This window comes from Niallia sp. CD-39 (genome assembly GCF_059874745.1).
Window position 1 is genome coordinate 98,059 of record NZ_JCBCPS010000007.1, and the last position, 12,036, is coordinate 110,094.

Genomic DNA, 12,036 nt, shown 5'->3' on the forward strand with positions numbered 1-12,036 from the left:
ACGATTGGATCGAGAAACAGTCGATAAAATTACATTTGGATAAAAAATCCCCTCTAAAATTCCTGTTTAGGATTTTTAGAGGGGGTTTTTATTTTAAAGGATAAGAAAGAATGTTTAGAAATTTCTCGATGAATTGAGATAAGTGTATTTTTTTGGAAATATAAAATCTTAAACACTGCCTAGCTCTATGCGCCCTGGGTTTTTATTATTGAGCAGAACAAATATCAATCCTTCGATTAGAGCGAAGGCGATGACTCCGTCTCAGAAAAGTGTGTCTAGGGAACGTAGAGGATAGGCGGCTCTCGGACCGCCCGCTGAAAGTGTCCGCTTAACTGGATAGCCGAAGACTATTTCAGACTGTGGACAAACGCTCGCATACGTTGTTGATTGGCATCGAAGTCTCCTCATGAATCTTATGTTCTATTCGAGTCTTTACTAAGGTTGCGCTCTTAGTCTGACAAACATTTTCAAGAAATTCTAACGGTTATTCTAATATTAAAGATTCCAATAAAAAAATGTAGACAACGTCATAAATCGACTTTGTCTACATTTTCAGATCCTCGAATACTATCTGTTTTTATTAAGTCAGTGGTAAATTAGTAATTTTTGATTTTTTAAAGCTGTAGTAAATAGTAGATTACTTTCGCTGCTTGCTCACGTTTAGCATAATCTTTTGGTCCAAAGACATTATTGCCATAGCCTGAAAGTAATTCTAATTCTGTCGCAGCTTTTACATCGTTGTAATGAGCTTGGCTAATACTGTTTTTATCTCTGAATGTTAATTCTTTCGATCCTTTAAACTCTTCGTCATTCACAAAATTATATGCTCTCATCAGTATACTCGCCATCTGTTCTCTAGTAATGGGGTTGTTTGGCTCAAACTTAGTTCCCGTTACTCCAAGGATGATACCAGCCTCGTATGCTGCATGAATATCGTTCTCAAAACCTCCCTTAATATCTGTAAAAGGAGACTTCTTTGTACTTTCGATGCCAAAGGCACGAACGATTAATGCCGTAAATTGGCCGCGAGTAACATTTTTATTAGGTTCAAACGTTGTTTCAGTTGTGCCATTAATAATACCTTTCCCAGCTAGCTCTGAAATGTATTTATGAGCCCAGTGGCTAGTTGGCACGTCTTTAAATTCTTTCGCAACTTTTCCACCTAATAGAGTCGTTTCGTATAGAGCAAAGCCACTATCTAACGTACTAACATACTCAATTGGTGAATTCTCTTCAATATAATCTTGTGCTTTAGGTGAAGATTCAAAGGAAACTTTTGTATCCTTTGTTAATGGTGCAAACGTCCAGTTATTATCTGCAGATGGATTAATCGTTTCTGTTTCTAAAATGTAATTAATAATAATTTGACGGTTTTCATCAGGAGATGCAAGGATTGTATTTTTTCCGTCTTTATTCATAATTTTATTTGTACCAGCACGATAGTTGTTTGTGCCAACAATAAATTCCATATTGTCTGTTACTCGTTTACCATCATACGATAAGTTTTTAATACGATTTGCACCTTGATTGATGATATTTTGGCTACCATCATATTTTGGTGGTTCAGTTACATCAATTTCATATGTAACTCCATCAATAACATCGAAGTTATACGAGCGGAAGTTATCATTGATAAGAGGTTGAACTCCCGATTTATCTGGATCAATTTGATTGAATTGACCAGCAGACCATTCTAACCATTCTTTTAGTTCTTTTCCATTTATCTTGACTGCGTAGAAAGTGTTCGGGTACAAGTATAAATCTGCAACATTTTTAATAGCGATTTTTCCTGCAGGAAGATCTGTAAAGTAGTCTGCTCCATTACGTCCTCCAGCTTTAAAAGGTGCTGCTGAAGACAGTACAGGAATATCTTTGTATTCAGGTTTATCACTTACCCAGTTTTCTAAGTACCATTGCTGAGCATTTGATACAATTTGCACAGAAGGGTCATCTTGAATTAATGAAAAATAACTATTGATTGGTGCTGTTGTTGTACCAACAGCTTGATTGATGTATTCAACCGTTTCTTCATGTTCTCTTGCAATCAAAGCATTGATTTCGTTATCATTATCAACGCCTTCAATTGAGCGAATTTCAGATTGCGCTTGATTGACAACCCAATTGTTATTTACTCTTGATAATTCTAGATCAATGACGCCCAGGTGGTCACCAAATGATCCAGGCATTGTAACAGGTACACCATTAATAAGTCCTGTAGAATTATCGATGCCATGCCCATCAGGGTAGTCTGCGCTTGCAGGATCATTAGAAGGGAATGTTCCATGTGCATGTCCAGTTAAAACAGCGTTAACACCTTCGATTTGAGTTAAGTAGTACGATACGTTCTCTGTGTCATTATAAGAGACTAAGCTACCGTCAGCATTGTAGTCTGCAATTCCAGAGTGAGAAATAATAACGACAACGTCTGCTCCGTCAGCTTTTAAAGCAGGAACTAACATTTTGGCATCTTCTATAATATTATTCGCAATAACTTTTCCTTCTAAATGTCCTTTGTCCCATTCAAGAATTTTCGGGGGAACGAATCCTAAAACTCCCACATTTAATGTGTGAGTTTGTCCACCTTCATCCTTTACTTCTCTTTCTAAGATCGCTTGATAATCAAAGTAGTGTTCATCTTGCTTGTCATATTTATAGACGTTAGAACTAATAACTGGAAAATCAGCATCTTTAATTACATTATTCAAGAAATCTAGTCCGTAATTAAACTCATGATTCCCGAGTGTCATTGCATCATATTTTAAGTGGTTTAAAACTTTAATTGCTGGGTGAATGTCTCCCTCTTTTAGTCCACCACCAGTCGCATAATAATCACCAAAAGGATTTCCTTGTAAAAGGTCACCGTTGTCAAATAGGAGAGTGTTCTCTGCTTCCTCACGGGCCTGGTCGATTAATGTAGCTGTTTTTGAAAGCCCTAAACTTTCAGATGGATTATCTGTGAAATAATCATAGTTTAGTAGATTCATATGAATATCAGTCGTCTCCAAAATACGGAGTTTAACAATGTCGTTTTCACTTGCTGCCGTATGTCCAATTGGCATAAGTGATGGGAACACAACCCCAAGAACTAAGATTAGACTAAGGAACGATATTCCAACAATATTCTTCATTTCTTCCTCCTAAAATGTTTATTTTGTCGATTAAAGTGTAACAAAGAATTGTAAAAAAACCATTCCTTATTTGTAAAACTTATCAAAATAGTACCATTTACCTATAATATTCTAAATCCTCGGAATAAATCAACAAGAGCAACGCTAGTTAGAATCTTGAAAGGATTCGTAAACGTTGCTCAAGCTTTGGTTACTTTAGACCGCCCTCTAATGTTTGCAGCATTTCTTGCTTATCCTGTTCAGAAGAATTGTTCCAAATTACTTCAAATAAAACGCCTAAACCAGGAAGCATTTTTTCCTCTCCATTTTGAATTGCATCTACAATGGTGTCTTTTAGTTCATCTTGTGAATTTCCAGTTACATTATGTAGAATGGCATTACGTAAATTTAAATCCATATCCTATTCACTCCTTTATTTTTCTTACAATATTAGGATTTCACTAATTGAATATCTTATGTATCGCTTTTACGTTATAATATAAAAATCAAAAGAGCAGGATGTAAGGAGGGATGAATGGTGAAATTCATTCAATCCATTCAAAACCCAAAGGTTAAAAAGTGGAAGAAGTTATTAACAAAGAAGGAACGAGATCTATCGAATGCCTTTTTAGTGGAAGGATTTCATTTAGTAGAAGAGGCTGTAAAGGCCGATAGAGTGATTGAAGTCATTCTTTCTGAACATGTTGATTTTCCAACATTTTTAAATGGAGAAGAAGCACCAATTTATACAGTTACTAGTGAGATTATTCAGCTCTTAACAGATACTGAAATGCCTCAAGGAATCTTTGCTGTATGTGAAAAAAAGGAGTTAAGTATTGACGGAAGTCGATATTTACTACTCGATGCGATTCAGGATCCGGGCAATTTAGGAACAATGATTCGCACTGCAGATGCGGTAGGTATGGATGGAGTCGTCATTGGTAAGGGCTCAGTTGATGCATATAATGCGAAGGTTCTCCGTTCTGCACAAGGCAGTCATTTTCATTTACCAATTTTACATGGAGATTTACATGAATGGATTGTGAAAATGAAAGAGTCGAAGATCGCTGTTTACGGAACAGCACTGCATAACGCAAGGCAATATAATGAAGTGAAACCATCGAAAAGCTTTGCTTTACTTGTTGGGAATGAAGGAAATGGCGTGAATCCAACTTTTTTGGAAAAAACAGATGAAAATCTCTATATACCGATCTATGGACAAAGCGAATCATTGAATGTTGGAATTGCAGCAGGAATTCTTCTCTATTATTTACGTGGCTAGTATTGAAATAGGTTTGAAACTTCGCTTTTTTTATACTATAATATAGAACAATTCATATGAAACAAACGATGATGGAGAAAAGTAGGATACATGATACTAGTTCAGGGATAAAATGCCGTTGACTGAAAGCATTTTATAGAGGAATGTATTTGAAGTTTCATCTCTTGAGTTGGCATCGGGACCAGTGGGGAACCAATTGTAAAGATGCACCGGCACCATTGCCGTTATCCGAATGAAGTGAATACACATGTTTTTTGGTGTATTAAAAAGGGTGGTACCGCGATCTAGAAACCTCGTCCCTTTCCAGGGATGGAGGTTTTTTATTTTGACCAAATTGAGAGCTTTAAGGAGGAAGGGAAAATGCAGGAACGCTTAAAAGAATTGCAAGTAGAAGCTATTGAAAAGATTGAAGCTTCACCAGACCTAAGAGGTTTAAATGATATCCGTGTCTCCTACTTAGGAAAAAAAGGCCCAATTACTGAAGTATTAAAGGGTATGGGTAAGCTTTCACCAGAAGAAAGACCAAAAATGGGTGCGCTAGCAAATGAGGTTCGTGATTATATTACAAGCGCAATTGAAACGAAGCAGAAGGAACTAGAAGAAGCTGCTGTTCTTGCGAAGCTATCTCAAGAAACAATCGATGTAACATTGCCTTCTAGACCTGTTAAGACTGGGAATCATCATCCATTAACAAGAGTCGTTGAAGAAATAGAAGATCTTTTCATCGGAATGGGCTACAAAGTAGCAGAAGGTCCGGAAGTGGAAAAAGATTATTACAACTTTGAGGCATTAAATCTTCCAAAAGATCACCCAGCAAGAGATATGCAAGACTCTTTCTATATTACTGAGGATATTTTGCTTAGAACACAAACCTCTCCAGTTCAAGCACGCACAATGGAAATGCATGAAGGAAAAGGCCCAGTTCGAATCATTTGTCCTGGAAAAGTATTTCGTCGTGACAGCGATGATGCTACGCACTCTCATCAATTCATGCAAATCGAAGGATTGGTTGTCGATGAAAACATTCGCATGAGTGATCTAAAAGGCACACTTGAAGTATTTGCGAAGAAAATGTTTGGTGAAGACCGCGAGATTCGATTACGCCCAAGCTTCTTCCCATTTACAGAGCCGTCTGTTGAAGTGGATGTTTCCTGTTTTAAATGTGGTGGAAGTGGATGTAATATTTGTAAGAAAACTGGATGGATTGAGATTTTGGGTGCTGGAATGGTTCACCCTAACGTACTTGAAATGTCAGGGTTCGATTCTAGTAAATATTCTGGGTTTGCGTTTGGCATGGGTGTAGAGCGAATTGCAATGTTAAGATATGGAATTGATGATATTCGACATTTCTATACAAATGACATTCGATTCTTACAACAGTTTTCAATTCATGAATAAAAATGGGGAGGCTTATATAAATGTACGTTTCATATAAATGGTTACAGGACTATGTTGATTTAACTGGATATACACCTGAAGAATTAGCAGAGAAAATTACACGCAGTGGCATTGAAGTAGAATCGGTGGAAGCTTTAAATGAAGGGATTTCTGGTGTCGTAATCGGTCATGTATTAGAAAGAGAACAACATCCGAATGCGGATAAGTTGAATAAATGTTTAGTTGACGTTGGAGAAGATGAGCCAGTTCAAATTATTTGCGGTGCATCAAATGTTGATAAGGGGCAAAAAGTAGCTGTTGCGAAAGTAGGTGCAGTACTTCCAGGCAACTTTAAAATCAAAAAGGCGAAGCTACGTGGTGAAGCATCACATGGAATGATTTGTTCACTTCAAGAGCTTGGCTTTGAAAGTAAGCTAGTCGCTAAGGAATATGCAGAAGGCATTTATGTTTTCCCAAATGATGTTGAGGTCGGTAAAGATGCATTAGAAGAGTTGCTTCGCGATGACACAGTCTTGGAGCTAGGATTAACACCAAACCGTTCGGATTGCTTAAGCATGCTAGGAGTTGCTTACGAAGTAGCAGCTGTTCTAGATAGAGAGGTAAGTCTTCCTCTTGTTGAGCTTGAAATGAGCGAAGAGCATGTATCTGACTACGTCACTGTTCGCGTCGAATCAAAAAATGAGAATCCTTACTATATCGCAAAAGTCATTAAAGATGTAAAAGTTATGCCATCACCACAATGGATTCAAGCACGTCTTACAGCAGCAGGAATTCGCCCGCATAATAATGTAGTAGATATTACGAATTATGTACTATTAGAGTATGGTCAACCACTTCATGCATTTGATTATGATCGTTTAGATTCTAAGGAAATTGTCGTACGTAAAGCAACAGAAGGTGAAAAGATCGTCACTTTAGATGATGCGGAAAGAACGTTAACAAGTGATCATCTTGTTATTACAAACGGAAAAGAACCGGTTGCATTAGCAGGTGTAATGGGCGGAGCAAACTCTGAGGTTCAAGCAGATACAACAACTGTTCTACTTGAATCCGCTTTTTTCAAAGGAAGCACGGTACGTAAAGCATCTAAAGATCACGGTCTTAGAAGTGAAGCAAGTGCACGTTTTGAAAAAGGAGTGGATCCAAACCGTGTCCATTTAGCTGCTGAAAGAGCTGCACAATTATTCGCACTCTATGCAGAGGGGTCAGTTCTGACTGGTAATGCAGAAGTAAATGAGCTTCAAGTAGAGCCAGAGGTTATTGGCGTAGAACTTGAAAAAATCAATCGTGTTTTAGGTTTGCAATTAACTGTAGATGAAGTTGTAGAGATCATGGAACGTCTTCAGTTTGATGTGACTGTTGAAGAGCAAACTGTAACGGTTACTGTCCCTACTCGTCGTGGAGACATTACAATTGAAGAGGATTTAATTGAAGAAGTAGCAAGGCTATACGGGTATGACAATTTGAAGTCAACGCTTCCTCATGGTGATACAACGCAAGGTGAGCTAACGGATTATCAGAAAAAGCGCCGTATTGCTAGAAGAACACTAGAGGGTGCCGGCTTATACCAAGCCATCACGTATTCATTAACAAGTGCTGAAAAAGCCCCTCAATACGCTTTGGAAGGGACTGATCCATTGGCTTTAGCTATGCCGATGAGTGAAGAAAGAAGCGTGTTACGGTTAAGTTTAATTCCTTCATTATTAGATGCATTAAAGTATAATAAAGCACGTCAAAATGATGATTTAGCACTGTATGAGATCGGTTCAGTTTTTATTCCAAATGGAACGGCACAATTACCTACGGAAAAAGAGCATGTAGCAGGCGCGATAACTGGGAACTGGGTCAATCATTTATGGCAAGGTGAGAAAAAGCCAGTGGATTTTTACGTGGCAAAAGGAATCGTAGAAGCGATGATAGAAAAGTTGAGTGTGGAGAAATCTATAACTTTTAATCAAGCAAAAATGGATGGTATGCACCCTGGTAGATGTGCACAAATTCTTATAAACAATGAGGTGGCTGGCTTTGTTGGACAGCTACACCCAACAGTTGAAAAAGAATACGATTTAAAAGAAACATACGTTTTTGAAATCTCTCTAGCTTCTTTATTCTCAATTCAAGTAGAGCCACTTGTATACAATGCAATTCCACGATTCCCATCAATTACTCGTGACATTGCACTTGTGGTAGAACAAGCGACATCTGCTGGACAATTATCAACCATTATCCAAGATGCTGGTGGGAAATTGCTTAAGGATGTACATGTGTTTGATTTATATGAAGGTGAAAAAATGGAGGTTGGCAAGAAGTCTCTTGCATTCTCATTAAAATATTTCGATCCAGAGAAAACATTAACAGATGAAGAAGTTGTCAAAACTCATAGCAAAGTATTGGCGGCATTAGAAGAAAAAGCAGGAGCTGTTTTAAGAGGGTGAAAATTAAAAAAGCTGATGTTCACACTTACGGTGTGATATCAGCTTTTTTTGTATCTTAAAAAAGATCTACTATTTATTATATTTTTTATGATACAGATTTAACGCTTTATTTGTATTGGCAAAATGAAGTTTGACGAACTTTGGAAGCACTTCCTGTCCTTTGGAATGAATTAATCTCGCTGCAGCCTCATCCACTTTTGAACCTGCTCCCTTCGTTAATTTAAAACCAGCTTGCTCACTTAATTTATCAAAGTATTGTACGAATGCATATCTAGCCAGAATTGAGGCAGCGGCTACTGCAATATGGACGCTTTCAGCCTTCGTGCTAAAGTATACATTTTCACGGTGAATCTTTTTTTCTTTGACAATATGCTTGTAATAAATGTCCTCTTTGGCAAATTGATCAATCAATGTGATCTCAGGTTTGATCGGAGCAATTTTATTAAGCAAATGATTGATCGCTTGATTATGAAGAATTGCTTTCATTTTACCTTGAGTCATCTTTCCTTTCATTTGCAGTTCATTGTACTTCTCATTTCGAAGTGTTAAAAGGCTAAACGGGATGACGTCTTTTATTGTTTTTGCAATTTGAATGATTTGTTCGTCCTTTAAATGCTTTGAATCCTTTACACCGAGCTCTTTTAATAGTGGAATATGTTCTCTGCTCACATAGGCTGCTACTACAGTCATCGGCCCGAAATAATCCCCAGTTCCAACTTCATCCGAACCTATGCACGATAATTGAGCAATATTAGATGGTAAATGTGATTGGTTGTTTATCGTTTTTTTTGATTCAGCTTGAGGTTGTATAGTACCCTCCCACTTTTTTGCTTCAACCTGACAACCGCTTCCTTGAAATAGGACCTTTCCAGACTTATAGGCAGTAATTGCACATGTTGCAAGCTTTGCAGAAAAAATACTGCCTGGTGGGGCTTGCGCTTTTAAAGAAGACGAATAATAGTTTTGCATTTTTTCTATTTCTTGCTTTGATAATTGTAGAACAACTTGGCTCATAATGATTTCCTTTCAACGAAAAAATAGGATCAATAGATAATAATGTCGTATTTTGTATACTAGATGAAGATATATTGACACGATTTGACTTTTTCATTTGCTTTGACTTCCCACAAAAATCTCTTCATGTTATAGTTATGTTTAGGATTCTTACGAATGGGGGCTTTAAGGGTGTCAAATACACAAAAAAATCGCACGAGTGTTGAGATATATGGACAGCAATATGTCATAATTGGTGAAGAGGATTCAACTCAAATTCGCTTCATTGCTTCCATTGTTGATGATAAGATGCGTGAAATCAGCTCTAAGAATCCGTCACTCGATAGCAGCAAATTGGCCGTCTTAACAGCAGTTAATACAATAAATGATTACATAAAACTTAAGGCTCAAGTAGAGCGGCTTGAAAAAGAACTAAAAAAAGAAGAGGACTGAAAAAAGTCATGCTTGATCTAGCAATTATACTTATATTTATTTTTAGTTTTTTCATGGGATTAAAACGTGGTTTTATTCTACAATTAATTCACTTAACTGGCTTTATTATTGCATTTATTATAGCCGTTATGTACTATGAGGATTTGTCAAAGAAACTCGTTCTATGGATCCCATATCCTAACTTCGGCAGTGATTCAATGCAAATGTTTTTTGAGAACGTTAATCTCGAAGATGCTTATTACCGTGCAATTGCATTTGCCATCATCTTTTTTGCTGTAAAAATTATCTTGCAGATTATTGGAAGTATGTTAGACTTTGTCGCGAACTTACCGATTCTCAAACAGCTCAATGTTTGGGCTGGTGGAATTTTAGGTATTGTCGAAGTCTATCTTATCATGTTTATTCTATTATACATAGCAGCATTATTGCCAATTGAAGGAATACAACAATTCCTTAACAATTCTTTCTTGTCAACATTTATTGTGGAGCATACTCCTATCCTGTCAGATCAAATTAAGGGAATGTGGATTGAATACATGAATTAAGGGGTTGGAGCTAATTCCAATCTCTTTTTTATATGATCTTGAAGAAAATGCTATAATGGTGAAGTTATAACTGATTTGTGAGGTAGGTGTAGAAATTGACTAAAAAAGAAATCATAAAACTATTAGAAATGATCGCAACATATATGGAACTTAAAGGAGAGAACCCTTTTAAAATTGCAGCTTTTAGGAAAGCTGCCACTGCTATAGAGACGACGGAAAAAACATTAGGGGAAATTGAAGATTTTACAAAGCTTGCTGGAATTGGGAAAGGAACTGCAGCCGTTATAAAAGAATACATGGAAGAAGGAAAATCCACAGTATTAGACGAGCTAAAAGCTGAAGTCCCATCAGGGCTGCTTCCACTATTAGATTTACAAGGTTTAGGTGGAAAGAAAATCGCTAAGTTATATAAAGAATTACAAGTTGAAAGTGCCGAAGATTTATTACAAGCTTGTAAGGATAAAAAGGTACAAGTGTTAGCAGGATTTGGAGCTAAGTCGGAAGAAAAGATTCTACAGGCATTAAATAGTGCTGGCAATAGACCTGAAAGACTTCCACTAGCATTCATGCTTCCAATTGCTGAAGACATAGAGTATGCACTGAGTACGATGAAAGGTGTTTTAAACTATTCAAGAGCAGGGAGTATAAGACGATTAAAAGAAACGATCAAAGACTTGGATTTTATCATTTCTGCGAAAGATCGTTCAATCGTTAAAGAACAGCTTGGAAACCTAAAGGGAATAAAAGAGGTTATCTCATTTGGAGATACGAAAGTCTCAGTCATTTTAGCGTATCGATACGATGTGTCTGTTGACTTCCGAATTGTTAAACCGGAAGAGTACGCCACGACATTGCATCATTTTACAGGTTCAAAGGATCATAATGTGAAGATGCGTCAAATTGCTAAAGAGCGTGGAGAGAAAATTAGTGAATATGGTGTAGAAAATAACGAAACTGGTGAAATCAAAACGTTTGAATCAGAGGAAGAGTTTTATAAGTATTTTGATTTGCCTCTATTCCCGCCACAAGTACGTGAGGATGGAACTGAAGTTGAATGGTATAAACAAGATCATGATTATATTGCATTGAATGATCTCAAAGGCGATCTTCATATGCATACGACATGGAGTGACGGTGCACATTCGATCGAGGAAATGGTACAGGCATGTCGTGAAAAAGGGTATCAATACCTTGTTATAACAGATCATTCACATTATCTCCGTGTTGCAAATGGTCTTACTCCAGAGCGAGTTAGGAAGCAAATAAAGGAGATTAAAGAGATCAATGAAAAATATGAAGACATAACCGTTTTATGTGGAACGGAGATGGATATTCTTCCAGATGGTCGTTTAGACTTTGATGATGAGTTATTATCCGAACTCGATTTTGTCATTGCATCAATCCACTCCTCTTTTACACAACCTCAAGAGAAAATCATGGAGAGATTAAAAAATGCAATGCAAAATCCTCATGTTCATATGATTGCTCATCCAACAGGAAGGTTAATTGGACGACGTGAAGGATACGATGTTGACATCGCTAGTCTTATTCAACTGGCTAAGGAGACAAATACGATATTAGAGTTAAATGCGAATCCTCAAAGATTAGACTTAATGGCGGAACATTTAAAACTTGCACAAGAAGCCGAAGTGAGAATCGCGATTAATACGGATGCTCATAATATCGGCATGTTAGATGATATGGGTGTAGGTGTTGCAGCAGCAATGAAAGCAAAAGTAAGAAAATCAATGGTGGTAAATACAATGAACACTGAAGAATTCCTGTCATTTATTAAAATGAAGAAGGAATGATAAAAGCAACGT

Annotated in this window: 9 protein-coding genes and 1 other annotated feature; of the genes, 6 read left to right on the plus strand and 3 right to left on the minus strand. The window is 37.1% G+C overall.

Going from position 1 to position 12,036, the window contains the following annotated elements; translation table 11 throughout:
• Positions 1-614: 614 nt before the first annotated feature.
• Positions 615-3,128 carry a bifunctional 2',3'-cyclic-nucleotide 2'-phosphodiesterase/3'-nucleotidase gene (locus tag AC6F34_RS14735; RefSeq protein WP_500773445.1) on the minus strand — a complete coding sequence of 838 codons (2,514 nt, stop codon included), beginning with the start codon at positions 3,126-3,128 and terminating at the stop codon, positions 615-617.
• 190 nt (positions 3,129-3,318) lie between these two features.
• Entirely contained in the window at positions 3,319-3,525 is a 207-nt protein-coding gene (gene sspI / locus AC6F34_RS14740; protein ID WP_500773447.1) for a small acid-soluble spore protein SspI, read from the minus strand.
• A 120-nt stretch (positions 3,526-3,645) separates the two neighbouring features.
• Between sspI and AC6F34_RS14745 the strand changes: the two genes are divergently transcribed.
• From AC6F34_RS14745 to pheT, 3 genes are all read left to right on the plus strand, one after another.
• The gene (locus AC6F34_RS14745; protein WP_500773560.1) at positions 3,646-4,389 is read left to right on the plus strand and encodes a TrmH family RNA methyltransferase; all 744 of its coding nucleotides are present in this window, start codon (positions 3,646-3,648) and stop codon (positions 4,387-4,389) included.
• 59 nt (positions 4,390-4,448) lie between these two features.
• Positions 4,449-4,693: a binding site (T-box leader), on the plus strand.
• A 56-nt stretch (positions 4,694-4,749) separates the two neighbouring features.
• Complete coding sequence (gene pheS / locus AC6F34_RS14750; protein ID WP_500773449.1) at positions 4,750-5,787, plus strand: phenylalanine--tRNA ligase subunit alpha; 1,038 nt, start codon at positions 4,750-4,752, stop codon at positions 5,785-5,787.
• Between the two features lie 20 nt (positions 5,788-5,807).
• On the plus strand, positions 5,808-8,222 hold the full coding sequence (gene pheT, locus AC6F34_RS14755) for a phenylalanine--tRNA ligase subunit beta (protein WP_500773451.1): 2,415 nt from the start codon (positions 5,808-5,810) through the stop codon (positions 8,220-8,222).
• Between the two features lie 69 nt (positions 8,223-8,291).
• Here pheT and rnhC read toward each other — a convergent pair whose 3' ends face one another.
• Positions 8,292-9,239 (minus strand): ribonuclease HIII, encoded by a 948-nt coding sequence (gene rnhC / locus AC6F34_RS14760; RefSeq protein ID WP_500773562.1) that lies wholly within the window; start codon positions 9,237-9,239, stop codon positions 8,292-8,294.
• Between the two features lie 168 nt (positions 9,240-9,407).
• Here rnhC and zapA point away from each other — a divergent pair, with 168 nt between their 5' ends.
• From zapA to polX, 3 genes are all read left to right on the plus strand, one after another.
• Positions 9,408-9,668, plus strand: coding sequence for a cell division protein ZapA (gene zapA / locus AC6F34_RS14765; RefSeq protein WP_500773453.1), 261 nt, complete (start codon positions 9,408-9,410; stop codon positions 9,666-9,668).
• An 8-nt stretch (positions 9,669-9,676) separates the two neighbouring features.
• Positions 9,677-10,213: a CvpA family protein gene (locus AC6F34_RS14770; protein ID WP_500773455.1), complete on the plus strand. Its 537-nt coding sequence runs from the start codon at positions 9,677-9,679 to the stop codon at positions 10,211-10,213.
• Between the two features lie 95 nt (positions 10,214-10,308).
• Entirely contained in the window at positions 10,309-12,024 is a 1,716-nt protein-coding gene (gene polX, locus AC6F34_RS14775; protein ID WP_500773457.1) for a DNA polymerase/3'-5' exonuclease PolX, read from the plus strand.
• Positions 12,025-12,036: the final 12 nt, after the last annotated feature.